The sequence below is a fragment of the Sphingopyxis sp. PET50 genome, assembly GCF_025244705.1.
GTDB lineage: Bacteria > Pseudomonadota > Alphaproteobacteria > Sphingomonadales > Sphingomonadaceae > Sphingopyxis.
The window spans coordinates 3,702,877-3,725,280 of record NZ_CP104207.1; the positions used below are offsets into that span (position 1 = coordinate 3,702,877).

Genomic DNA, 22,404 nt, shown 5'->3' on the forward strand with positions numbered 1-22,404 from the left:
GATCAGGCGCCGCGCAGGCTTTGGATATTGCCGGCATAGGCGTCGGGCCCGCCCCTGAAGGTCGCGGTGCCGGCGACGAGGACGTCGGCGCCGGCGGCGATGGCGAGCGGCGCGGTGGCGGCGTCGATGCCGCCGTCGACCTCGAGCCTTATGTCGCGGCCCGATTTCTCGATCATCTTCCTGACCGCCTCGATCTTGCGGAGCTGGCTCGAAATGAAGCTCTGGCCGCCGAAGCCCGGGTTGACGCTCATGATGAGCACCAGGTCGATGTCGTCGATCAGATAGTCGAGCATCTTCGCCGGGGTGCCGGGGTTCAGCGATACGCCCGCCTGCTTGCCGAGCGACTTGATGTGCTGGACGGTGCGGTGGATGTGCGGGCCGGCCTCGGGATGGACGGTGATGATGTCGGCGCCGACCGCCGCGAAGGCGTCGAGGAAAGGATCGACCGGCGAGATCATCAGATGGACGTCGAAGGGCAGCGCCGAATGCGGGCGCAGCGCCTTCACGACGGCGGGGCCGATCGTCAGGTTCGGCACATAATGGCCGTCCATCACGTCGATATGCACCCAGTCGGCGCCCGCCGCCTCGATCGCGCGCACTTCCTCGCCCAGCCGCGCGAAATCGGCGCTGAGGATCGAAGGGGCGATGCGGACGGGGGAAGGCGCGTCAGTCATGGACCGCCCTTAACCATCAAGCGATTCGGGGGCAAGGCGGAGGTCGCGGAAAGACACGGATGTTGGGGCAAGGACGGGATGCGCGCTTCGCTTGCCAAGCCGCCGGGCCACCGGTAGCAGGACCGGCATCGGGCAAGGCGTGAAGGAACGGCGTTTGCAATATCGGACGGATGTCGCCGGGCTGCGGGCCGTCGCCGTATTGCCGATCCTCCTGTTGCATGCTCGGCTTGTCCGCGCTGCCCGGCGGTTTCGTCGGGGTCGATATTTTTTTCGTCATTTCGGGCTATCTGATCACCTCGATCATCATACGAGAGATGGATGATGGCCGCTTTTCGCTGACGGGCTTCTATCGCTCAGCGCGTGGCGCGCATCCTGCCCGCGCTGCTCCTCATGCTGCTCGTGACCCTCGCGGCCGGTGTCTGGCTGATGTTTCCCGACGATCTGGAGGCGCTGGGGGTGGAGTGCGGCCGCCACGTCGCTGTCGGCGTCGAACATCTGGTTCTGGCGCAATGTTTCCTATTTCGGAACCCGCGCCGAGCTCGAACCGCTGCTGCATACATGGTCGCTCGGGGTCGAGGAACAATTCTACATCCTCTATCCGCTCTTCCTGCTTCTGCTGCGCCGCCTGCCCGCGATCTGGTTCAAGACGGCGTTGTGGCTGGTGCTCGCGGTTTCCTTCCTGATCGGATGGCTGCTCGTTCCGGGCAAGGAGAGCTTCGCCTTCTACATGCTGCCCAGCCGCGCGTGGGAACTGGCGCTCGGCGGGCTCGTCGCGGTTGGCGCCTTTCCGGCGTTCGAGGCCCTCCGGACGCGCGCCGCACTCGCGGCAAGCGGGCTGATACTGGTCGCGGCGGGGCTGCTGTTCGTCACCAGCGACATGGCCTTTCCGGTACCCTGGGCGCTACCCGCCTGCGCTCGGCACCGCGCTCCTGATCGCCTATGGCGATCGCGGTCCGACCGCGCGCCTCCTGTCCTTCGCCCCGATGCGCTTCGTCGGCGACATCAGCTATTCGCTCTATCTCTGGCATTGGCCGGTGATGAGCTTCTGGCGCTACCAGCGCGGCGTCGTGCTGGCGCCGTGGGAGATGGCGGCCACGATCGGCCTGTCGTTCGCGCTGGCGATCGCCTCGTGGCGCTGGGTCGAGCAGCCCTTCCTGCGGCGATACCGGGCCGGGCCGGCGCCGCGCGTGGTCGCGGCGGGCGCCGCCGCGGCTGTCGGCGTCGCCGTTATCGCCGCCGTAGCCGCGCATTTCGCGCCCGCGCTGCGGCCGCTCGATCCGCGTCTGGCGCCGATCGTCGAGACGGCCGCCTATCCCCGGTCGGCGATGCTGCGCGAACAGTTCGGGGTCGGCCGGTGCCATGTCACGGTCGAATCGCCCGTGTTCCGCGCCGAACGCTGCCTGTCGCCGGTTGCGGGGCGCCCGAACGTCCTGTTGCTGGGCGACAGCCATGCGGCGCAGCTATCGCAGGCGCTGCGCGAACGCATCGGTTCGCGCGGGCATCTGCTCCAGGCGACCGCCTCGGGATGCCGCCCGATCCTGCCCTATGCGGGCGAGCCGCGCTGCACGCGCATCATGCGGCTGGCGGTCGAAGGGCCGGTCGCGGCCGGCGGGGTCGACCATGTCGTCCTCGCGGCGCATTGGCGGTCCGACGAGCTGCCCGGGGTCCGGGCGATGGTCGAGGCCTTGCGCGCCAGGGGCATCGGGGTGACGGTGCTCGGTCCCGTCATGCGCTACGAGGAGGATTTACCCCGCGTGATCGCGCGGGCGATGGCCAACAACGACCCCGCGATGGTGGCACGCACCGGCGATCCGGCGCGAAAGCCGTTGGACCGGGCACTGGCCCGCGCCGTCGCCGGAACGGGTGCCGTCTATGTGTCGATGCTCGACCTCGAATGCCCGCGGGGGAAATGCCCGGTGTTGGCGCCCGACGGCCAGCCTTTCCATTTCGACACGACCCATTTCACGCTCGCGGGATCTCGGGTGATGGTGGAGCGCCTTCCTCCCGCGGCGCTGCCCTGAGCCGCGGCGCCTACCGCCAGCGCCAGCCGCCTTCGGTCCTTGCCCGATAGAGGGGCAGCGGGGCGAGGCCGGCGAGGATCACGAAGATCGTCATCAGCATTGGCCGCTCGCGCAGCAGCACCGCGATACCGGTGATCAGCGCGATGTGCAGCGCCAGCATCAGCCAGCCCTGCCACGCGATCGGCAGGCCGGTGCCGTAGCCGCGGCTCTTGGGCCGGAACCAGGGGCGGTCGTCGAGGAAAAGATGCAGCATGCGGGATCCTTTCAGTCGCGCGGGGACAGGATGAAGGCGGCGACGGCATCGGCCAGCGTCGCGTCGATCGGCAGGCCGGGGTCGCCATAGGTCGCCAAATTGGCCGCGCGGTCGTCGCCCGCGACCTGTTTCAGCGGGTGCGCCATGCCCTCGATCAGCAGAAGCTTCGCCCGGGGCTGCGCCGCCGCGAGCGCCTCGGCATCGGCGCGGGTGACCTGGAGGTCGGCGAGGCCGCCGACGATCAGCACCGGCTTGCCGACCCCGGCGATCAGCGCGGCGGGGTCGCGCGCGAACAGGTCGATCAGATAATCCTGGATCGCGGGGTTGAAGAGCCCCTGCGCCAGCGCCGGATGCATGGCGGCGACATCGACATGCCGGCCCGCCTTCAGCGCGTCGATCGCGCGACCGGCGTCGGCGAGCAGCGGCGCATTGGCGGGGTTGGCGGCGAGCTGTTCGCGCATCAGCACGTCGAGCGGCTGGCCCGGCGTCGCGATCAGCACGAGGCCGCAGACGCCGGGATCGGCGGCCGCGGTCAGTGCGATCAGTCCGCCCTCGCTGTGCCCCGCGAGCCAGACGCAGTCGCGTCCGCTCTTGTCCCTGAGCGCCTTCACCCATTGCGCGGTGTCGGCGGCATAATCGTCGGTGGTGACCTTGTTCGGGTTGGCGGCGGCCTCCTTGCTGCCGCCGACGCCGCGCTTGTCGATCCGCGCGCTCGACACGCCGCGCTCGGCCAGCGCCTCGGCGAGCAGGCGATAGCTAGCGGCGTTGAGGTCGGCGGGGCTGTTGCCGTCGCGGTCGGTCGGGCCCGATCCGGGCAGGATCAGCACGACCGGCGCGTCGGCCGGCCCGGCGAGCAGCAGCGTTCCGGCGAGCGGTCCGTCGGGTCCGCGCACCGCCATCTCGATCGGGCGCGGCGCGGCCAGCGCGCTCTGCCCGGACAGCGCCAGCGCGGCGGCGGCCAGCGGGATCATGGTTTTCCGCATCATTCTGCCTCTTCCTTCGGCGGGCGTCCGCGCTTCGCGGGCACCGGGGGTTTGACCGTCACGCCGCGCCGCGCCAGCGCCTCGCGCAGCAGCACCTCGATCTCGGCGTTGGCGCTGCGCAGTTCGGCCGCCGCCATCCGCTCGACCGCCGCATAGAGCGCGGGGTCGAGGCGGAGGGCGAAGGCTTTCTTGGCGGGCGTCGGCATCGTTCGTCTCGGCGGACGGGGCTCAGTAGAGCGAGCCCGTGTTGACGACGGGCTGGGTGTCGCGTTCGCCGCACAGGACGACCATCAGGTTCGACACCATCGCCGCCTTGCGCTCGTCGTCGAGTTCCACGACATTCTTCTCCGACAGGTGCTGCAGCGCCATCTCGACCATCGTCACCGCGCCCTCGACCAGCTTCTTGCGCGCCGCGATGACGGCTTCGGCCTGCTGACGGCGGAGCATCGCGCCGGCGATCTCCTGCGCATAGGCGAGGTGGGTGAGGCCGCATTCGTCGACGGTGATCCCGGCGACGTCGAGCCGCTCGATCAGCGCCTTGCGGAGTTCGACCCCGACCTCGTCATGGTTGCCGCGCAGCGTGATTTCCTGATGCTCGATATCGTCATAGGGGTAGCGCGAGCCGATCGCGCGCACCGCGGCCTCGATCTGCGCCATGACGAATTCCTTGTAATCGTCGACGTCGAACAGCGCCTGCGCGGTGTCGGTGACGCGCCACACGACCTGCGCCGCCATCTCGATCGGGTTGCCGCGCAGATCGTTGACCTTGATCTTGTCCGAAATGACGTTGTTGGCGCGCACCGCGATCTTCTTGCGCGTGTACCAGGGCAGCACCCAGCGCAGCCCCTCCTCGCGGTCGGTGCCTTTATAGGCGCCGAACAGCTGGATCGCCGCCGCCTCATTGGGGTTGATGAGGTAGAAGCCGCAGAGGATCAGCGTGCCGGCGACCGCCGAGACGACGACGACCGCCCATTTCCACGCGACCTCGGGGCCGCCGATATTCGTCGCTCCCGCCCAGATCGCGACGCCGAGCAGCAGCAACCAGATGAGCAGCATCAGATAACCGCTTTGCGTGCTCGCGCGCCCCTCGCGGCTGCGGTTCAGTGCGGGCGTTCCCGTTTCGACCATGTTTCCCTCCGAATCACTCGATATAAAGATGATATCATATTTATATCGTTTCGGAGCAGCGTCAATGGGAATTGCGCGGGTGTGTGTGGGGGGGCTTTGGGGTGGATAGCAGTCATCCCCCTCCCTTTTGGGGAGGGGTTAGGGGTGGGTAGCGAGCGCAGCGAGCAAGAAGGAAGAGCGCCGCCTTCGGCGGCCACCCACCCCCAGCCCCTCCCTTGCAGGGAGGGGAGAACGAACGCCCGTAACCGCCCGCAACCCGCCATCGGTTTCCGGCAAACAACGAGGTCCGAAAGACCCTTCGCCCTTTCCTTTCGCGTCGCGTCAGCGGGGCTGGAGAAGGCCGCGCATCCGGTCGGCCGGGACGGTCTGCCCGTCGGTCCTGGTCGGGCTCGCCGCCGCGCGGCTGTCCGCCGCGGCATAGAAGCGGACGGGTTCGCCCGAAGCGCCCGGAACGAGGCCGGCCAGCCGGTCGCGCGGGAAGGCGAAGCAGCGCGCATAGGGGCAATCCGCCATGACGCGCGTTCCGGTCACCGACCGCAGCACATCGCCCTGCGACTGCGCCTTCACGACCAGGCTCGCCGGAGCCCCGGCGATGGTGCCGCCCGCGAGGCCGGCGACGACGCTTCCGTCGGCGCGGCGGCCAATCGCGAGGAAGCCGGTGACGGGTTTGCCCCAGGCATCGCTGTTCACCGCCACTTCGATGGGAGCGGCGATCAGCGACAGCTCGGCCATGCCGTCCTTCGACACGCGGATCGACGAATAGCCGAAGGGCGACCCGTCGGCGAGCGCCGCGCCGCGCGGCGTCCAGCCCGCATTGTTGACCAGCGTTTCATGGTGCAGGATCGCGAAAGCGGTCGATTGCTCCTCGATGAAACGCGCGAGCGCCAGATCGGCGTTGCCGGGATAGCGCGACAGGCGCTGTTGCGCCAGCGCCGGGATCATGGCCTCGAACTGCGGCATCTGGTCGCCGAACAGCTCGGCGGCGGCGGCGCGGAAAGCCTGGAGAAGGCCACCTTCGTCGGCGGTGAGCGGCGGCAGCGGCAACGCGCCTTCGCCGCCGCTGCGATAGGCGACGATCAGCGCGATGAGACCGCCCATCCGCTTGAACGCCTCGACGCGGCCGGTGTCGATGTAATTCTGTCCGCCTTCGCATCCGAGCTGCGCCGCCTTTTCGCGATGGCGGGCGCCATGATCGTACAGGGCGCGCTGCGCGGCCATGCCCATGTTCAGCGTATCGGCGCCGCGCTCCTCGGCGGCCTTGCGCGCCGCGCCGTAGGCGTCCATCGTCGCCGATTTCTCGAGCGCGATTCCAGCGGCCTCGTTCAGATAATGATATTCGAAACCGCGGTAGCTCTTGCACGCCGAGCCGAGTTCCAGCGCGACGTTCAATATTTCGAATGCGTCGCCTTCGGCTTTCGCCGGTTCGGCCGCGGCCGATGACGCGGTCACCGCCGCCGCAGCGGCGATCGCCATGAAAATACGCAAAACCATCGATTCCCCCCTTTCGATGGGTTTGCTGCTAGCATCGCCCTATTCGACCGGAAAGCCGCGTTTCGCGAGCAGCGCCTTCACATCGGGATCGCGACCGCGGAAGGCGCGGTACGCTTCGGCGCGGTCGGTTTCGTTGCCGGTCATCAGCAATATGGTGCGGAACCTGTCGGCCACCGTGCGATCCCAGGGGCCGCCGGCTTCGGTGAAGGCCGCCCAGGTGTCGGCGTCCATCGTTTCCGACCAGAGGTAGGAATAATAGCCCGCCGAATAGGCGTCGCTGCTGAACAGATGGCCGAACTGCGGCAGGCGGTGCCGCATGACGATTTCCTTCGGCATGCCGATTTCGGCCAGCGTCTCGCGCTCGAACTTGTCGATGTCGGCCGGCGGGGTCTGGCGGTCGTGGATCTTCATGTCGACGATCGCGCTCGCCAGATATTCGACCGTCTCGAACCCCTGGTTGAACTTGTTCGATGCGAGGATCTTGTCGACCAGCGCCTGCGGCATCGGTTCGCCCGTCTGGTAGTGCGTCGCATATTTCGACAGCACCTCGGGCGTCATCAGCCAATTCTCGTTCACCTGGCTCGGATATTCGACGAAGTCGCGCGGCACCCCGGCGAGCGCGGGGTAGTGGATGTGCTGCAGCAGATAATGGATGCCGTGGCCGAATTCGTGGAACAGGGTCGTCGCGTCGTCGAGGCTGACCAGCGTCGGTTCGCCCTTCGCGCCCTCGGTGAAATTATTGTTGTTCGACGCGAGGACATTGCGGTCGCCGCCGAGCGTCTGCTGGCTGCGATAGGTGGTCATCCACGCGCCCGAGCGTTTGCCGTCGCGCGCGAAATTGTCGAGGTAGAGGACGCCGACATTCGCGTTCGTCTTGAGGTTGTAGACCTCGAACGTCTTGACCTTGGGATCGAAGACCGGGATCGTGCCGCTGATCTCGCGGAAACCGAGGTCGTAGAGCTGGCCCGCCGACCAGAACATCGCGTCGCGCAGCTTGTCGAGCTGGAGATAGGGTTTCACCTCGCTCTCGTCGAGGTCGTACTTCGCCTTGCGGACCTTCTCGGCATAATAGCGATAGTCCCACGGCTCGATGCTGATCTTCGGACCCTTGCCGGCCTTCGCCTCGGCGTCGGCGATCGCCTGCATGTCGGCGACCTCCTCGTGCACGCGGGCGACCGCGGCGGGCCACACCTTCATCATCAGCGCATCCGCATTTTCGGGAGTCTTCGCCATGGTGTCGGCCATGCGATAGGCGGCGTGATTGGGGAAACCGAGCAATTCGGCGCGCTGCTGGCGCAGTTTCAAAATCTCGGCGATCGTCGCATTGGTGTCGTTGGCGTCGCCATTGTCGCCGCGATTGACGAAGGCCCGCCAGACCTTTTCGCGCAGCGCGCGGTTGGTGGCGTTCTGCAGCACCGGCTGCGCCGACGAGCGGGTGTTCTTGATCGCCCACTGGCCGGGCTTGCCCTGCGCTTCGGCCGCCGAGGCGAGCGAGGCGACGAAGCCGGGTTCGAGCCCGGCGAGCTCGGCCTTGTCGGTGACGAAAGTGTAGAGCTTCTCGTCGCCGAGCAGCTTCGACGAGAAGGTCGAGAACAGGCCTTCGAGCCTGGCGTTGAGGTCGACCAGCTTCGCCTTGTCGGCGGGCGAGAGGTTGGCGCCGTCGCGCACCATCTCGTCATAGCTGCGCTCGACGATGCGGATCTGCTGGGCGTCGAGGCCGCTGTCGTGGCGCTTGTCGTACACCGCCTTGTAGCGGGCGAAGAGCCTGGGATCGAGGAACAGCTCGGTATAGAAGGTGGAGATTTTGGGGCTCCACTCGGCGTCGATGTCCTCGACGCGGTCGTTCGACTTGTTCGACGACTGCACGCCCCACAGCGCGAACAGCCGGTCGGCGGTGTCGCCCGCGAGCATCATCGGGACATGGGTGTTCTCGAAGGTCGCGGGTTCGGGATTGTCGATCACCGCCTGCACCTCGGCCTTCGTCTCGTCCATCGCCTTCTGGAAGGCATCGGGGAAGAGTTCGGGGTCGAGCTTGTCCCACGGCGGCACCCCTTCATAGGGCCCGGTCCAGGGCGCGAGCAGCGGATTGCCGTCGGCGGGCGCCGTGGCGGCCGGCTGGGCGGCGGGTTCGGCGGCGGTAACGGTCATCTGGCTCATACCCACGAGCATGGCGGTGGATGCCAGCAGAGTCGACAGACGGCGGGCAAAGTGAGGCGCGCTGCGCGGCATGTTTCGAATCTCCCGGTGGAAAAGGTTTCGGACGAAACCATGTCGGCGGGCGTCTTAACCCCATGTGACGGCGATGTGCAAGTTCGGGAGGATGGCTCAGCCCGCGAACATCGGCTGGACCAGTCCGGGCACATCCACACGGAAGGTGAAGACGCCGCCCGCGTGCGGCTGCGCCTCGCGCTCGCCGTCGGAGAGGTTCTTGCCCGCGCTGGTGACGAAGGCGGTGCGGAGGTCGGCGCCGCCGAAGGCGATCATCGTCGGGCGCTGCACCGGCAGGTCGACGGTCTGCAGCAATTCGCCTGCCGGCGACAGCCGCACGACGCGCCAGCCGTCCCACAGCGCCGACCAGTAACAGCCCTCGGCATCGACCGCGGCGCCGTCGGGGCGGCCGTTGCCTTCGGTGAACTCGTGGAACAGCCGGCCCTCGCCGAGCGTGCCCGTCGCGGGATCGGCGGCATAGGCGTGGATGCGGTGCGTCGGGGTGTCGGCATGATAGAAGATGCGGCCGTCGGGGCTGAACGCCGCGCCGTTGCTGGTCATCAGTCCTCCGAATATGGTGGTCAGGTTGCCGTCGGGATCGAGCCGATAGAGGGTGGCGTCGCGCTTCGGCTTGTCGGCGGTCAGGCTGCCGACCCACAGCCGCCCGGCGGCATCGACGCAGCCGTCGTTGAAGCGCTGGTGCGGCAGGCCGGCGAGCGCGGCGGGGCCGAAGGGGCGCGGCGCGGCGCCCCATGCGTCGATCAGCGCGCAGCCGTCGCCGAGCGCCGCGACGAGTCCGCCGCCCGCGCGCGGGGCGACGCAGCCGACGGGCTGATCGAGTTGCATCGCTTCATGGCCGCCCGTGGCGGGGTCGAGCCGGTGGATCTGGTGCGCGTCGATATCGACCCAATAGAGGCGAGCTTCGCCGGCGTGCCAGCGCGGCGATTCGCCGAGCAACGCGCCGGCATCGAGGAGGAGTTCGACCATGAGGGCGGTTTAGCGCGTGCCGCAGCCGCTGCACAGGGCTGCAAAGCTATTCGTCGTGCCGTCGCCCCCGCGTAGGCGGGGGCCGTTGGTGGTCTCCGCGGCGGCGAAGGAAAAGGCCGATTGCGGCCCCCGCCTATGCGGGGGCGACGAGGAGGAACTTTCCTGCCGTAGCGTCTTTCCACTTGACGTGCACGTAAACGTAAGGTCAGGTGCGGGCGAAAGAAGCGGCCGACTCCCCGCCTGCGTTCGGCTGCGCCAAGGGAAAGGAAGATCATGTCGCTCGATAACCTGTCGCGCTCGGCCTATACCGAGGATCATGAGGCGTTTCGCGCGACGGTGCGTCAGTTCCTCGAAAAGGAAGTCGCACCGAACGCCGCGCAATGGGCCGAGGACAAGATCGTTCCCAAGTCGATCTGGCCCAAGGCGGGCGAACTCGGCATGCTGTGCCCGACGGTGCCCGAGGAATATGGCGGGCTCGGGCTCGACTTCGGCTATAATGCGATCGTCGACGAGGAAAGCGCCTACTACGGCCGCGCGACCACTGGCTTCTCGCTCCAGTCGGACATCGTCACCTCCTATATCGTGAAATATGGCAGCGAGGAGCAGAAGAAGCACTGGCTGCCCAGGATGGTGTCGGGCGAGACGATCACCGCGATCGCCATGACCGAGCCGGGCACCGGCTCCGACCTTCAGGGGATGCGCACGACCGCGAAGAAGGATGGCAATCATTATGTCATCAACGGGTCGAAGACCTTCATCACCAACGGCCAGAACGCCGACCTGATCCTCGTCTGCGTCAAGACCGACACCGAAATTCAGCCGGCGTGGAAGGGCGTGTCGATCGTGCTGGTCGAGGCCGACCGCGAAGGGTTCCAGCGCGGCCGCAACCTCGACAAGATCGGACAGGATGAGGCGGACACGTCGGAACTCTTCTTCAACGACGTCCGCGTGCCGATCACCAACTGTCTCGGCGAAGAGGGGCAGGGCTTCATCTATCTGATGAGCGAGCTGCCGCAGGAACGCCTGTCGATCGCGGTCAGCGCGCAGGCTTCGGCGCAGCGCGCCTTCGACGACACCGTCGAATATACGCGCGAGCGCAAGGCGTTCGGCAAGCCGATCCTCGATTTCCAGAACAGCCGCTTCGTCCTCGCCGACCTCAAGGCCAAATTGCAGGTCGGCTGGGCGCATCTCGACTGGGCGCTGGCGCGCCACATGAAGAAGGAACTGACCCCCGAGGAGGGCGCCGCGGCGAAGCTGTGGCACACCGACCTGCAATGGGAGGTGATGGACAAGTGCCTGCAACTGTTCGGCGGTTCGGGTTACATGAACGAATATCCCATCGCCCGCGCCTGGCGCGCGGCGCGCGTGACGCGCATCTTCGGCGGCACCAACGAAATCATGAAGGAACTGATCGGGCGGAAGCTCTGAGAAATTCTCTCTCCCTTTGCGGGAGAGAAAGACTTGGCTTGGCGACTTGTCGCCTAGCAAGTCTTGAGAGGGGGCCTAAGGCTGGCGCTCCAACGCCCCCTCTCCCAGCTCCGACTAGGCGGCGAAGCCGCCAAGTCTCCACATCCCTCTCCCGCAAGGGGAGAGGGAAGAAGAGGAAAGGAACCTCCCCATGGCTCATGCTTATATCGTCGATGCCGTCCGTACCGCCGGGGGCCGCCGCGGCGGCCGGCTTCGCCGGCGTCCACCCCGTCGACCTCGGCGCCGCGGTCTTCGACGCGATCGCCGACCGCAACGATTTCGACACCAGTGCGATCGACGACGTCATCACCGGCTGCGTCAGCCAGGGCGGGCAGCAGACGATGGACCTCGGCCGCAACGCGGTGCTCGCCTCGAAGCTGCCCGACTCGATCCCCGCCGTCACCATCGACCGCCAGTGCGGCTCGTCGCAGCAGGCGGTGACCTTCGCCGCGCAGGCGGTGATGTCGGGCACGCAGGATATCGTCCTCGCGAGCGGCATCGAAAGCATGACGCGCGTGCCGATGGGCAGCGTCGCGACTTTGTTCATGAAGGAGGGCCTCGGCAACTATAAATCGCCCCGGCTCGAGGAGAAATATCCCGGCATCATGTTCAGCCAGTTCATGGGCGCCGAGATGATCGTCAAGAAGCATGGCTTCACCAAGGACGACCTCGACGCCTTCGCGCTCGAAAGCCACCGCCGCGCCAGGGCGGCGACCGAGGCGGGCGTGTTCGGGCGCGAGATCGTGCCGGTCGAGATCGAGACCCCCGAAGGCAAGGACTGGCACAAGGTCGACGAGGGCATCCGCTTCGACGCGACGCTGGAGAGCATCGCGGGCGTCAAGCTGCTCCAGGAAGGCGGCACGATCACCGCCGCGACTTCCAGCCAGATCTGCGACGGGGCGAGCGCGGTGCTCGTCGTGTCGGAGCAGGCGCTGAAGGACCATGGGCTGACGCCGCGCGCGCGCATCCACCATGTGTCGGTGACCGCCGGCGACCCGGTCATCATGCTCGAGGAGCCGCTGTTCGCGACCGAAAAGGCGCTGAAGAAGGCGGGGCTGAGCATCGGCGACATCGACGCCTATGAGGTCAACGAAGCGTTCGCGCCGGTACCGCTCGCGTGGCTCAAATATCTCGGCGCCGACCATGCGCGGCTCAACGTCCATGGCGGCGCGATCGCGCTCGGCCACCCGCTCGGCGCGAGCGGCGCGAAGCTGATGGCGACCTTGCTCGGCGTGCTCGACGCGACGGGCGGCAAATATGGCCTGCAGACGATGTGCGAAGGCGGCGGCCAGGCCAACGTCACGATCGTCGAGCGGCTTTGATTTAATACAACCCCTCCCCTTCAGGGGAGGGGCAGTGAGACTTGGGCTGGCGTAGCCGGGCCTTAGTCGAGCGGGGTGGGGTCCAGCGGCCTTGCGCCACGCCGACAGACCCCACCCCAACCCCTCCCCTGAAGGGGAGGGGCTCTAGACCAGGAGAATGACATGAAACTCGATTCCACCGTATCCGCCGTCGTCACCGGCGGCGCCTCGGGCCTCGGCGCGGCGACCGCGCGCCTGCTCGCATCGAAGGGCGTCAAGGTCGCGATCTTCGATTTGCAGGAAGAAAAGGGCAAGGCGCTTGCCGAAGAGATCGGCGGCGTCTTCTGCGAAGTGAACGTCACCGACGATGCGAGCGTCGACGCCGGCTTTGCCAAGGCGCGCGCCGCGATCGGGCAGGAACGCATCCTCGTAAACTGCGCCGGCACCGGCAACGCGATCAAGACCGCGAGCCGCAGCAAGGAAGACGGCAGCATCAAGCATTTCCCGCTCGATGCCTTCAACTGGATCATCCAGATCAACCTCGTCGGCACCTTCCGCTGCATCGCCAAGTCGGCGGCAGGCATGATGACGCTCGAGCCGACCGAAGACGGCGACCGCGGCGCGATCGTCAACACCGCGTCGGTCGCCGCCGAGGACGGCCAGATCGGGCAGGCGGCCTATTCGGCGTCGAAGGGCGGCGTCGTCGGCATGACGCTTCCCGTGGCACGCGACCTCGCGTCGGAGAATATCCGCGTCAACACGATCCTGCCCGGCATCTTCGACACCCCGCTGCTCGCGGGCGCGCCGCAGAATGTCCGCGACGCGCTCGGCGCCTCGGTGCTCAACCCGAAGCGGCTCGGCAACCCGGCCGAATATGCCCATCTCGCGCTGACGATGATCGAGAACGGCTATTTCAACGGCGAGGACGTACGCCTCGACGGCGGCATCCGCATGGGGCCGCGCTGACATGCCGAAACCGGAGAGCTGGCGGCTCGATGCCGCCAGCTACCCCGTCCAGCTGGATTTGCAGACGCGGTTCCAGGACATGGACATCAACGGCCACCTCAACAATGTGGCCTTCGCCGCGCTGTTCGAAAGCGGCCGCGTGCTGCTGAACCGCGAGGTCCGCCCGCTGACCGAACGCCCGGCGAACGAGCGCACGATGGTCGCGGCGGTCGAGATCAACTATCTCGCCGAGGGCAATTTCCCCGACCCGGTGCGAATCGCGACGGGCATCGGCCGGCTCGGCACGTCGAGCTGGACGATCGTCCAGGCGATGTTCCAGAACGGCCGCGCCATCGCGACCTGCGACACGGTGGTCGTATGCCGCACCGACGGCGCGGCGAAACCGCTGCGGGCGGAGATGGTGGCGGAACTCGAAGCGAAGCTGGCAAGACCAGCGTGACCGACCGGCCTTTACAGCGTCGCCCCCGCGAAGGCGGGGGCCGCTGTAGGTCTGCGCAGCGACGAAGTTCAAGGCCGACGGCGGCCCCCGCCTTCGCGGGGGCGACGACCCACTTTCTAAAGCTTCTTGTCCGCATCCGGCACCGACCGGATCAGGTCGCGCGCGAAGCCGATCAGGCCGATCTGGCGGCGGCGCTTCAGCCGCTCGGCGCGCAGGATCGCCATCACCTCGCCATAGCATTCCTCGACCGCGTCGTTGATCAGCACATAGTCATAGCCGTCCCAGTGGCTGATCTCGTTCGCGGCGCGCTCCATGCGCGCGGCGATCACCGCGTCGCTGTCGGTCTTGCGGCTGCGCAGGCGGCGTTCGAGTTCCTCCATCGTCGGCGGCAGCACGAAGACGCGCACGACGTCGGGTCCGGCCTCCTGATAGAGCTGCTGCGCGCCCTGCCAGTCGATGTCGAAGAGCACGTCCTTGCCCGTCGCGAGCAACGCCTCGACCGGCGCGCGCGGAGTGCCGTAGCGGTGGCCGAAGACATGCGCCCATTCGAGGAATTCGCCGTCGGCCGCCATCTGCTTGAACGTCTCGGTATCGACGAAATGATAATGGACGCCGTCGATTTCGCCGGGCCGCGGCGGGCGCGTCGTCGCCGAGACCGAAAGCGCGATGTCGCCGTCGGCTTCGAGCATCATGCGCGAGATGGTGGTCTTGCCCGCGCCCGAGGGCGAGGAAAGGACGAACAACACGCCGCGGCGGTTGAGGTGGACGCTATCAGCCATGGGCGCTAATTGCGCGGGGACACGCGGCGGTCAAGGGGGAGGCATATGGCGGGACTATCGCGCAAGGGCTGGCTGGTCGCCGCGGCGCTCGTCGCGCTGCTGGCCGCGATATTGTTCGCGATGGGGCGTCCGCCGATCTGTCCGTGCGGCACCGTCAGCCTCTGGCACGGTGTCGTGCAGTCGAACCAGAACAGCCAGCAGATTTCGGACTGGTACAGTTTCAGCCATATCATCCATGGCTTTATCTTTTTCGGCCTGTCGCGCTGGCTGATCCCGGACTGGCCCCTGTGGGTCGCGCTGGCGCTCGCGATCGGGATCGAGGGGGCGTGGGAAATCCTGGAAAATTCGCCCGTGATCATCGACCGTTATCGCGAGGTGACGATGGCATTCGGCTATTCGGGCGATTCGATCCTCAATTCGGTGAGCGACACCCTGTTCATGATCGCGGGCTTCCTCGCCGCGAGCCGGATGCGATGGTGGGCGACGGTGGCGCTGGCGATCGTCTTCGAGCTGTTCACGCTGTGGACGATCCGCGACAATCTGACGCTCAACGTGCTGATGCTGGTCTCGCCTGTGGAGGCGGTGAAGGAGTGGCAGGCGGGAGGATAGTTCCTAAGCCTCGTCATTGCGAGCCGAGCGAAGCAATCCAGGACGGTTTACGCGGACTCGGGATTGCCGCGTCGCCTTCGGCTCCTCGCAATGACGAGGAGTGTCAGTGAATCGCCGGTCGCGGGTCCGCATCGTCAACCGGGATCGGCGGCGGCAGCGCGTCGCCCATCGTCTCGCCGTCGGTCGGCGGCGTGTTCGACACGCCCGCATAGGGATCGACCACTCCGGCATTGGCGAGGGCCGGATCGGCCGCATGCGCTTCCTCGGCGGCCTGGCGCGCGGCGGCGCGGTCGGCCCATTTCTTGGTGAGGTAACCCGCCGCGCCCCAGGCCGCGATCGCGGCATAACGCTGCGGGAACAGGCGCCGCGCCGCGAACAGGGTCGCGGCACCGATCACCGCGCCGGCGACGGGGTGGCCGCCCTTCCGCTTTCCGATGGCGCTGCCGAGAACGCCGCCAACAATCCTGCCGATCATGCCCATCTCTCCTTCTCTCCCATCAATTCCCGGAAGGGCCCGCGGGTTCCGGCCCGAGCATCGTCCTCGGGTCGACGACGCGGTCGAAGGTCGCGGCATCGACATAACCCAGATCGAGCGCCGCCTCGCGCAAGGTCGATCCCGTCTCATGCGCATGTTTCGCGATCTTCGCCGCCTTGTCGTATCCGATCGCGGGCGCGAGCGCGGTGACGAGCATCAGCGAGCGGTTCATCAAATCGTCGATCCGCCCGCGATTGGGTTCGAGCCCGGCGACGCAATGGTCGGTGAAGCCCGCCATGCCGATGGCGAGCAATTCGATCGAGCGCAGCACGTTCGAGGCGATCAGCGGCTTGAAGACATTGAGTTCGAGGTGGCCCTGCAGCCCGCCGACGGTCACCGCCTGATGGTTGCCGATGACCTGCGCCGCGACCATCGTCAGCATCTCGCACTGCGTCGGGTTGACCTTGCCGGGCATGATCGAGCTTCCCGGCTCGTTCGCGGGCAGGTCGAGCTCGCCCAGCCCCGCGCGCGGGCCCGATCCGAGCAGGCGGATGTCGTTGGCGATCTTGGTCAGCGCGACCGCCAGCGTGTTCAGCGCGCCCGAGAAGAAGACGAGCCCGTCGTTCGAGGCCAGCGCCTCGAACTTGTTGCGGGCGGGTTCGAAGGCGATGCCGGTGCCGCGCGACAGCGCGGCGGCCATCGCGGCGTCGAAGCCCGCGGGGGCGTTGAGGCCGGTGCCGACCGCGGTGCCGCCCTGCGCCAGCTTGTTGATATTGTGCGCCAGCGCGCCTTCGATCCGCGCGCGGCATGCGATCAGCTGCGCGACATAGCCCGAAAATTCCTGCCCCAGCGTCAGCGGGGTCGCATCCTGCAAATGGGTGCGGCCGATCTTGACGATATCGCCCCAGGCTTCTGCCTTCGCAGCGAGCGCGCCGGTCAGCGCCGCGAGCGCGGGGAGCAGCCGCGCCGTCGTCTCGACCGCGACCGCGACATGGATCGCGGTCGGGAAACTGTCGTTCGACGACTGGCCCCGGTTGACATGGTCGTTGGGATGGACCGGCGCCTTGCCGCCGCGCTGGCCGGTGAGCGCCTCATTGGCGATTCCCGCGATCACCTCGTTGACGTTCATGTTCGACTGGGTGCCGCTGCCCGTCTGCCAGATGGCGAGCGGGAATTGCGCGTCATAGTCGCCCGCGATCACGCGATCGGCGGCGGCGATGATCGCGTCGGCGAGCCCGCCGTCGAGCCCGTGCGCGCGGTTGACCTCGGCGGCGGCGCGCTTGACCCGCGCCAGCGCGTGGACGATCGGGATCGGCATCCGCTCGTGCGCCGGGAAAGAGAAATTATGCGCGGCTGCGCTCGGTCTGCGCGCCCCAATAGGCGTCCGCCGGAACCGCGATCTCGCCGATGCTGTCGCTTTCGATGCGCGTGTCCGTCATCCGATCATCATCCTCGTCACCAGCACCGCGCTCGCCCAGCTCATCGCGGCGAGGCCGAGCAGCTGCCAATAGCCGGTCTCGCCGATCCGCCGCCGCAACCATGCCGCCGCGAGCCACAGCAGGACCAGCGCGGGGGTCAGGACCAGCAGGGTGAAGCGCAGCAGCCCGTCGGTGATCTGGTTCCGGACACCGCTGCTCTCGACGATCGCATAGCCCTCGACCCCCCACCAGAAGGCGGCGGTCAGCACGACCATGCCGGCGAGCGCCCAATATTGCCAGAAGCGGCTGGGAGGCCATGGCGGCGCCATGGCCTTATCTCTTCTTGCCGAAATCCACGGTGACGACGTTCGATCCGTCGTCGCTGCTGCCCGCGTCGGGGCGGTCATTGTCGGCTTCGTCGTGCGGTTCGGGGTCGGCACCGTCGTCGCTGACCTGGAACTGCAGCCCGAAATCGACCGACGGATCGACGAAGGCGGTGATCGCCGCATAGGGGATCACCAGCGTCGAGGGCGTCTGGTTGAACGACAGGCCGACGCTGAACAGATCCTCCTCGACCGTCAGGTCCCAGAAGCGGTTCTGCAACACGATCGTCATTTCGTCGGGGAATTTGGCGATCAGATGCGCCGGAATCGCGACCCCGGGCGCCTGCGTCTTGAAGGTGATGTAGAAATGATGCTCGCCGGGCAGGCTGTCGTGCCCCTCGATCTGGCGCAGCACGCGGCCGACGACGGCGCGCAGCGCGTCCTGCACGATCTCGTCATAAGGAATCAGGCTGTCGCGAACGTCTTCAGTCATGGGCGAGGGGGATGAACGGCAGTCGGCGACGGGTCAAGGGGGGAGAGTCGCCTTGCAACGCGAAAAGTGGGTGCTATGGCGTGCGCCATGCGAACCGCCACCTTCCAGCGCACGACCAAGGAAACGGATATCGCGATCACCGTCAATCTCGACGGGACGGGCGATTATTCGGTGTCCACCGGCATCGGTTTCCTCGACCATATGGTCGAGCAATTGTCGCGACATTCGCTGATCGACATTGCGATGGCGGTGAAGGGCGACCTGCATATCGACCAGCATCACACGGTCGAGGATTCGGCGCTCGCGCTGGGCGAGGCGGTGGCGAAGGCGCTCGGCGACAAGCGCGGTATCGCGCGCTATGGCGAGGCGCATGCGCCGATGGACGAGACGCTGACGCGCTGCGTGATCGACATTTCGGGGCGTCCCTATTGCGTCTGGAAATCGGGCTTTTCGCAGCCGCGGCTCGGCGAGATGGATACCGAGCTGTTCCCGCACTGGTTCGCGAGCTTCGCGCAGACCGCGGGCATCACGCTGCACCTCGAGACGCTGTACGGCGAGAACAACCATCATATTGCGGAGAGCAGCTATAAGGCGCTAGCCAGGGCATTGCGCCAGGCGGTCGCGATCGACCCGCGCAAGGGCGATGCGATTCCCAGCACGAAGGGCGTGCTATGATTCTCCCCTCCCGCTCGCGGGAGGGGTCGGGGGAGGGGCTGTTTCGGGCCACTGCCATTCGTCAGACATGCCCTCCCCTAACCCCTCCCGCAAGCGGGAGGGGGATTTGACCATTGCCCTGATCGACTATGGCGCGGGCAATCTTCGCTCGGTGCATAATGCGCTCGTTGCGGCGGGTGCGGAGGATGTCGCGGTCACCGCCGATCCCGATGTCGTCGCAAAGGCAGACCGGATCGTGCTGCCGGGCGTTGGCGCGTTCGCGGCGTGCATGAACGGGCTGTCGGCGATCGACGGGCTGGTCGCGGCGATGGAGCGGCGCGTGCGCGGCGAGGGCGCGCCCTTCCTCGGCATCTGCGTCGGCATGCAGCTTCTCGCCGACGCGGGCGAGGAGCATGGGCGGCACGCGGGGCTCGGCTGGATCGGCGGCACGGTGCGCGCCTTCGATCCGCAGCCGGGGCTTCGCATTCCGCATATGGGCTGGAACGACGTGGTCCCCGTTTTCGCGCATCCGGTGATCGCGGCGGGCGAGGCCTATTATCTGCACGGCTATCATTTCGCCGACGCGGCGCATGTCGCCGCGACGAGCAGCCATGGCGGGACCTTCACCGCTGTCGTGGCGCGGGACAATATCGTCGGCGTCCAGTTCCACCCCGAAAAGAGCCAGGCCTATGGTCTCGCAACGCTCGAAAGGTTTTTGTCGTGGCGCCCTTGATTCCTCCCCCTCCCCTTCAGGGGGAGGGGCCGGGGGTGGGGTCCAGCGGCCTCGCTCTACCTCGCCAGACCCCACCCCAACCCCTCCCCTGAAGGGGAGGGGCTTCAGGAACGCGCCATGACCCTGACCATCTTTCCGGCGATCGACCTGAAAGGCGGGCAGGTCGTGCGGCTCGCCGAGGGCGATATGGCGCGCGCGACCGTCTATGGCGACGATCCGGCGGCGCAGGCGCGGCTGTTCGCCGAGGCGGGAGCGAGCCATCTGCATGTTGTCGATCTCGACGGTGCCTTTGCCGGGGAAAGCGTCAACGGCGCGGCGGTCGAGAGCATCGTCGCGGCCTTTCCGGGCAAGGTGCAGGTCGGCGGCGGCATTCGCGACCGCGCCGGTGTCGATCGCTGGCTGGCGCTCGGCGTCGAGCGGGTCATCATCGGAACGGCGGCGCTGAAGGACCCCGCGTTCGTCAAATCGGCGGCGCGCGACCTGCCGGGGCGGATCGTCGTCGGGGTCGATGCGCGGGACGGCATGGTCGCGACCGAGGGCTGGGCCGATGTGTCCGACGTCCGCGTCGAGGACCTGGCGCGGCGTTTCGAGGATGCGGGCGTCGCGGCGCTGCTGTTCACCGATGTCGGGCGCGACGGGTTGCTCAAGGGCTGTAATGTCGAGGCGACGGTGGCGCTTGCCAGGTCGGTCGATATTCCGGTGATCGCCAGCGGCGGGGTTGCGGGGATCGAGGATATTCATGCGCTGCGCCCGCATGTCGCCGACGGGATCGAAGGGGTGATCACCGGGCGGGCGCTCTATGACGGCCGCCTCGATCTGGCCGAGGCGATCGCGGCGGGGCAGTTCCCCTCCCGCTTGCGGGAGGGGTTAGGGGAGGGCATGTAACGATGGCGCGCTCCCGGAACAGGCCCTCCCCCGACCCTTCCCGCAAGCGGGAGGGGAGAAGATGACCGTTCGCGTTCGCGTCATCCCCTGTCTCGACGTCGCCGACGGGCGCGTCGTCAAGGGCGTCAATTTCGTCGACCTGCGCGATGCGGGCGACCCGGTCGAGGCGGCGCGCGCCTATGACGCCGCCGGCGCCGACGAGCTCTGCTTCCTCGACATTTCGGCGAGCCACCAGGGGCGCGGCACTTTGCTCGACATGGTCAGCCGCACCGCCGCGGTCTGTTTCATGCCGCTGACCGTCGGCGGCGGGGTGCGCAGCGCCGAGGACGCGCGCGCGCTGCTGCTCGCGGGGGCGGACAAGGTCGCGGTGAACAGCGCCGCCGTCGCGCGGCCCGAACTCGTCGCCGACATCGCCGGCCGCTTCGGCAGCCAGTGCGCGGTCGGGAGCATCGACGCGCGGCGGGTTGCCGACGGACGGTGGGAAATCTTCACCCATGGCGGGCGTCGGCCGACCGGCGTCGATGCGCTCGAACATGCGGTGCGGCTGGCGGGACTTGGCGCGGGCGAATTGCTCGTCACCAGCATGGACCGTGACGGGACGAAGGACGGTTATGACCTGGCCCTTACCCGCGCAATCGCCGATGCGGTGAGCGTGCCGGTGATCGCGTCGGGCGGCGTCGGCCATCTCGACCATCTCGTCGCCGGGGTGATCGAGGGCGGTGCCAGCGCGGTGCTGGCGGCGAGCATCTTTCATTTCGGGGAGGCGACGATCGCCGCCGCCCATGCGCGGCTCGCCGCGGCGGGATTGCCGGTTCGGGCGCATTAAATCGGCCGCAGGGGTGGCCATGGCGGGACGGGGCTGCAATAGCCCTCTCATGACCTCGAAGCTCCGCATCGCCGACCGCACCAACGACATCTTCCCGATCCTCGGTTTCGCCGCCGCGCTCGCCAGCTTCGCGATGCCGCTCAATGCCTGGCTGGTCGCGATCATCCTCGGCGGGGCGGTGGTCGCGGCGGTCCACCATGCCGAGGTCATCGCGCACCGCGTCGGCGAGCCGTTCGGCACGCTGATCCTCGCGCTCGCGGTGACGGTGATCGAGGTCGGGCTGATCCTGACCCTGATGCAGGCCGAACCCGAAAAGGCGCAGACGCTGGCGCGCGACACGGTGTTCGCGGCGGTGATGGTGATCCTCAACCTGCTAATGGGCCTGTGCCTGCTCGTCGGCGGCCTGCGCCACCACGAACAGCGGTTCCAGCGTACCGGCATCGGCGCGGCGCTCGCGACGCTGACCGTGCTCACCATCGTGACGCTGGTGCTGCCCAATTTCACGTCAAGCGTGCCGGGGCCTTTTTATTCGGGGACCCAACTCGGTTTCGTCGCGGCGGTGTCGCTGATCCTCTATGCGACCTTCGCGCTGGTGCAGACGGTGCGCCACCGCGACTATTTCCTGCCCGATGGCGAGGAGCATGACGAGCCCGACGCGCACGCCGCGCCGCCGAGCGCCAAGCGGACGGCCATTTCGGGCGCGCTGCTGCTTGCCAGCCTGTTCGCGGTGGTGCTGCTCGCCAAGGCGCTGTCGCCGGTGATGGGCGCGTTGCTGGCCGACTGGGGGGCGCCGCCCGCGGTGCTCGGTGTGCTGATCGCGGCGCTGATCCTCGCGCCGGAAGGTTTGGCGGCGGTGCGCGCGGCCAAGGCCGACCGGCTTCAGACCAGCATGAACCTCGCGCTCGGCTCGGCGCTGGCGACGATCGGCCTGACGATTCCGGCGGTCGCGATCCTGTCGATCGTCACCGACCTGCCGATCAGCCTCGGCCTCGACGCCAAGTCGACGGTGCTACTGTTCCTGTCGCTGATCGTCGCATCGCAGACGCTGGCGAACGGACGGACCACGGTGCTGCAGGGGGTGATCCACCTGATGCTGTTCGCGATCTATCTGTTCACGACTTTCGTGCCGTGATCGCTGGCTGAGGTCTCCGACGCGATTCCGGAAATATTTCACGCAAAGGCGCAAAGGCACAAAGAAGAAAGGCGTCGATAGCCCCGCTGCGTGATCTCGTGCCGAAGGCGCAATCAAAGGACACCAGGGATGAAGGGCGCTTCGCGCCAGTCAAGTTCG

22 protein-coding genes and 2 pseudogenes are annotated in these 22,404 nt (G+C 67.5%); 11 read left to right on the top strand and 13 right to left on the bottom strand.

Annotated features, from left to right (window positions below):
* Positions 1-2: 2 nt before the first annotated feature.
* On the bottom strand, positions 3-674 hold the full coding sequence (rpe, locus tag N0A20_RS19410; RefSeq protein ID WP_260581887.1) for a ribulose-phosphate 3-epimerase: 672 nt from the start codon (positions 672-674) through the stop codon (positions 3-5).
* Positions 675-1,606: 932 nt separating this feature from the next.
* Between rpe and N0A20_RS19415 the strand changes: the two genes are divergently transcribed.
* Entirely contained in the window at positions 1,607-2,695 is a 1,089-nt protein-coding gene (locus tag N0A20_RS19415) for an acyltransferase family protein (RefSeq protein WP_409574805.1), read from the top strand.
* 10 nt (positions 2,696-2,705) lie between these two features.
* Here the strand turns inward: N0A20_RS19415 and N0A20_RS19420 are convergent, their stop codons facing one another.
* The 7 genes from N0A20_RS19420 to N0A20_RS19450 all read right to left on the bottom strand — a co-directional run bounded on the left by N0A20_RS19420 (position 2,706) and on the right by N0A20_RS19450 (position 9,745).
* A complete protein-coding gene (locus N0A20_RS19420; RefSeq protein WP_260581889.1) occupies positions 2,706-2,948 on the bottom strand; it encodes a hypothetical protein in 243 nt (80 codons plus the stop codon).
* Positions 2,949-2,959: 11 nt separating this feature from the next.
* Positions 2,960-3,934 carry an alpha/beta hydrolase gene (locus N0A20_RS19425; RefSeq protein ID WP_260581890.1) on the bottom strand — a complete coding sequence of 325 codons (975 nt, stop codon included), beginning with the start codon at positions 3,932-3,934 and terminating at the stop codon, positions 2,960-2,962.
* Positions 3,931-4,137 carry a toxin-antitoxin system HicB family antitoxin gene (locus N0A20_RS19430; protein WP_260581891.1) on the bottom strand — a complete coding sequence of 69 codons (207 nt, stop codon included), beginning with the start codon at positions 4,135-4,137 and terminating at the stop codon, positions 3,931-3,933. Before N0A20_RS19430 ends, N0A20_RS19425 begins: the two co-directional genes overlap by 4 nt.
* Positions 4,138-4,159: 22 nt before the next feature.
* On the bottom strand, positions 4,160-5,059 hold the full coding sequence (locus tag N0A20_RS19435) for an SPFH domain-containing protein (protein ID WP_260581892.1): 900 nt from the start codon (positions 5,057-5,059) through the stop codon (positions 4,160-4,162).
* 321 nt (positions 5,060-5,380) lie between these two features.
* Positions 5,381-6,550 carry a hypothetical protein gene (locus N0A20_RS19440; protein WP_260581893.1) on the bottom strand — a complete coding sequence of 390 codons (1,170 nt, stop codon included), beginning with the start codon at positions 6,548-6,550 and terminating at the stop codon, positions 5,381-5,383.
* A 39-nt stretch (positions 6,551-6,589) separates the two neighbouring features.
* Positions 6,590-8,779: a M3 family metallopeptidase gene (locus N0A20_RS19445; protein WP_409574702.1), complete on the bottom strand. Its 2,190-nt coding sequence runs from the start codon at positions 8,777-8,779 to the stop codon at positions 6,590-6,592.
* Between the two features lie 96 nt (positions 8,780-8,875).
* Positions 8,876-9,745, bottom strand: coding sequence for an SMP-30/gluconolactonase/LRE family protein (locus N0A20_RS19450; RefSeq protein WP_260581895.1), 870 nt, complete (start codon positions 9,743-9,745; stop codon positions 8,876-8,878).
* 273 nt (positions 9,746-10,018) lie between these two features.
* On the opposite strand from N0A20_RS19450, the gene N0A20_RS19455 reads away from it, so the two are divergent.
* From N0A20_RS19455 to N0A20_RS19470, 4 genes and pseudogenes are all read left to right on the top strand, one after another.
* The gene (locus tag N0A20_RS19455; RefSeq protein ID WP_260581896.1) at positions 10,019-11,173 is read left to right on the top strand and encodes an acyl-CoA dehydrogenase family protein; all 1,155 of its coding nucleotides are present in this window, start codon (positions 10,019-10,021) and stop codon (positions 11,171-11,173) included.
* A gap of 190 nt (positions 11,174-11,363) precedes the next feature.
* Positions 11,364-12,534 (top strand): annotated as a pseudogene (locus tag N0A20_RS19460) (acetyl-CoA C-acetyltransferase).
* Positions 12,535-12,696: 162 nt separating this feature from the next.
* Positions 12,697-13,479: an SDR family NAD(P)-dependent oxidoreductase gene (locus tag N0A20_RS19465; RefSeq protein WP_260581897.1), complete on the top strand. Its 783-nt coding sequence runs from the start codon at positions 12,697-12,699 to the stop codon at positions 13,477-13,479.
* Between the two features lies 1 nt (position 13,480).
* A complete protein-coding gene (locus N0A20_RS19470) occupies positions 13,481-13,918 on the top strand; it encodes an acyl-CoA thioesterase (RefSeq protein WP_260581898.1) in 438 nt (145 codons plus the stop codon).
* A 116-nt stretch (positions 13,919-14,034) separates the two neighbouring features.
* Here N0A20_RS19470 and gmk read toward each other — a convergent pair whose 3' ends face one another.
* Complete coding sequence (gene gmk, locus N0A20_RS19475; protein WP_260581899.1) at positions 14,035-14,697, bottom strand: guanylate kinase; 663 nt, start codon at positions 14,695-14,697, stop codon at positions 14,035-14,037.
* A gap of 45 nt (positions 14,698-14,742) precedes the next feature.
* Here gmk and N0A20_RS19480 point away from each other — a divergent pair, with 45 nt between their 5' ends.
* The gene (locus tag N0A20_RS19480) at positions 14,743-15,306 is read left to right on the top strand and encodes a DUF2585 domain-containing protein (protein WP_260581900.1); all 564 of its coding nucleotides are present in this window, start codon (positions 14,743-14,745) and stop codon (positions 15,304-15,306) included.
* Positions 15,307-15,409: 103 nt separating this feature from the next.
* Here the strand turns inward: N0A20_RS19480 and N0A20_RS19485 are convergent, their stop codons facing one another.
* The 4 genes and pseudogenes from N0A20_RS19485 to N0A20_RS19500 form a co-directional block, all read right to left on the bottom strand.
* Positions 15,410-15,781 (bottom strand): hypothetical protein, encoded by a 372-nt coding sequence (locus N0A20_RS19485; protein ID WP_260581901.1) that lies wholly within the window; start codon positions 15,779-15,781, stop codon positions 15,410-15,412.
* A 22-nt stretch (positions 15,782-15,803) separates the two neighbouring features.
* A pseudogene (gene fumC, locus N0A20_RS19490) lies at positions 15,804-17,220 on the bottom strand (class II fumarate hydratase).
* Positions 17,217-17,528, bottom strand: coding sequence for a hypothetical protein (locus N0A20_RS19495; protein ID WP_260581902.1), 312 nt, complete (start codon positions 17,526-17,528; stop codon positions 17,217-17,219). The pseudogene fumC and the gene N0A20_RS19495 overlap by 4 nt, the downstream one beginning before the upstream one ends.
* Before the next feature lie 4 nt (positions 17,529-17,532).
* Positions 17,533-18,015 carry an SspB family protein gene (locus N0A20_RS19500; RefSeq protein ID WP_260581903.1) on the bottom strand — a complete coding sequence of 161 codons (483 nt, stop codon included), beginning with the start codon at positions 18,013-18,015 and terminating at the stop codon, positions 17,533-17,535.
* Positions 18,016-18,102: 87 nt separating this feature from the next.
* Between N0A20_RS19500 and hisB the strand changes: the two genes are divergently transcribed.
* The 5 genes from hisB (at position 18,103) to N0A20_RS19525 (ending at position 22,245) form a co-directional block, all read left to right on the top strand.
* Positions 18,103-18,690 (top strand): imidazoleglycerol-phosphate dehydratase HisB, encoded by a 588-nt coding sequence (hisB, locus tag N0A20_RS19505; protein WP_260581904.1) that lies wholly within the window; start codon positions 18,103-18,105, stop codon positions 18,688-18,690.
* 106 nt (positions 18,691-18,796) lie between these two features.
* On the top strand, positions 18,797-19,402 hold the full coding sequence (gene hisH, locus N0A20_RS19510; RefSeq protein WP_260581905.1) for an imidazole glycerol phosphate synthase subunit HisH: 606 nt from the start codon (positions 18,797-18,799) through the stop codon (positions 19,400-19,402).
* A gap of 117 nt (positions 19,403-19,519) precedes the next feature.
* Complete coding sequence (gene hisA / locus N0A20_RS19515; RefSeq protein ID WP_260581906.1) at positions 19,520-20,287, top strand: 1-(5-phosphoribosyl)-5-[(5-phosphoribosylamino)methylideneamino]imidazole-4-carboxamide isomerase; 768 nt, start codon at positions 19,520-19,522, stop codon at positions 20,285-20,287.
* Positions 20,288-20,348: 61 nt separating this feature from the next.
* Positions 20,349-21,113, top strand: a complete 765-nt coding sequence (gene hisF, locus N0A20_RS19520) for an imidazole glycerol phosphate synthase subunit HisF (RefSeq protein WP_260581907.1) — start codon at positions 20,349-20,351, stop codon at positions 21,111-21,113.
* A 49-nt stretch (positions 21,114-21,162) separates the two neighbouring features.
* On the top strand, positions 21,163-22,245 hold the full coding sequence (locus N0A20_RS19525) for a calcium:proton antiporter (RefSeq protein ID WP_260581908.1): 1,083 nt from the start codon (positions 21,163-21,165) through the stop codon (positions 22,243-22,245).
* The last annotated feature ends 159 nt before the right edge of the window (positions 22,246-22,404 follow it).

Bases quoted from the DNA above. Each gene is read 5' to 3' on its own strand.
- rpe (WP_260581887.1), bottom strand. From the start codon at position 674: ATGACTGACGCGCCTTCCCCCGTCCGCATCGCCCCTTCGATCCTCAGC.
- N0A20_RS19420 (WP_260581889.1), bottom strand. From the start codon at position 2,948: ATGCTGCATCTTTTCCTCGACGACCGCCCCTGGTTCCGGCCCAAGAGC.
- N0A20_RS19425 (WP_260581890.1), bottom strand. From the start codon at position 3,934: ATGATGCGGAAAACCATGATCCCGCTGGCCGCCGCCGCGCTGGCGCTG.
- N0A20_RS19430 (WP_260581891.1), bottom strand. From the start codon at position 4,137: ATGCCGACGCCCGCCAAGAAAGCCTTCGCCCTCCGCCTCGACCCCGCG.
- N0A20_RS19435 (WP_260581892.1), bottom strand. From the start codon at position 5,059: ATGGTCGAAACGGGAACGCCCGCACTGAACCGCAGCCGCGAGGGGCGC.
- N0A20_RS19440 (WP_260581893.1), bottom strand. From the start codon at position 6,550: ATGGTTTTGCGTATTTTCATGGCGATCGCCGCTGCGGCGGCGGTGACC.
- N0A20_RS19445 (WP_409574702.1), bottom strand. From the start codon at position 8,779: ATGCCGCGCAGCGCGCCTCACTTTGCCCGCCGTCTGTCGACTCTGCTG.
- N0A20_RS19450 (WP_260581895.1), bottom strand. From the start codon at position 9,745: ATGGTCGAACTCCTCCTCGATGCCGGCGCGTTGCTCGGCGAATCGCCG.
- N0A20_RS19455 (WP_260581896.1), top strand. From the start codon at position 10,019: ATGTCGCTCGATAACCTGTCGCGCTCGGCCTATACCGAGGATCATGAG.
- N0A20_RS19465 (WP_260581897.1), top strand. From the start codon at position 12,697: ATGAAACTCGATTCCACCGTATCCGCCGTCGTCACCGGCGGCGCCTCG.
- N0A20_RS19470 (WP_260581898.1), top strand. From the start codon at position 13,481: ATGCCGAAACCGGAGAGCTGGCGGCTCGATGCCGCCAGCTACCCCGTC.
- gmk (WP_260581899.1), bottom strand. From the start codon at position 14,697: ATGGCTGATAGCGTCCACCTCAACCGCCGCGGCGTGTTGTTCGTCCTT.
- N0A20_RS19480 (WP_260581900.1), top strand. From the start codon at position 14,743: ATGGCGGGACTATCGCGCAAGGGCTGGCTGGTCGCCGCGGCGCTCGTC.
- N0A20_RS19485 (WP_260581901.1), bottom strand. From the start codon at position 15,781: ATGATCGGCAGGATTGTTGGCGGCGTTCTCGGCAGCGCCATCGGAAAG.
- N0A20_RS19495 (WP_260581902.1), bottom strand. From the start codon at position 17,528: ATGGCGCCGCCATGGCCTCCCAGCCGCTTCTGGCAATATTGGGCGCTC.
- N0A20_RS19500 (WP_260581903.1), bottom strand. From the start codon at position 18,015: ATGACTGAAGACGTTCGCGACAGCCTGATTCCTTATGACGAGATCGTG.
- hisB (WP_260581904.1), top strand. From the start codon at position 18,103: ATGCGAACCGCCACCTTCCAGCGCACGACCAAGGAAACGGATATCGCG.
- hisA (WP_260581906.1), top strand. From the start codon at position 19,520: ATGACCCTGACCATCTTTCCGGCGATCGACCTGAAAGGCGGGCAGGTC.
- hisF (WP_260581907.1), top strand. From the start codon at position 20,349: ATGACCGTTCGCGTTCGCGTCATCCCCTGTCTCGACGTCGCCGACGGG.
- N0A20_RS19525 (WP_260581908.1), top strand. From the start codon at position 21,163: ATGACCTCGAAGCTCCGCATCGCCGACCGCACCAACGACATCTTCCCG.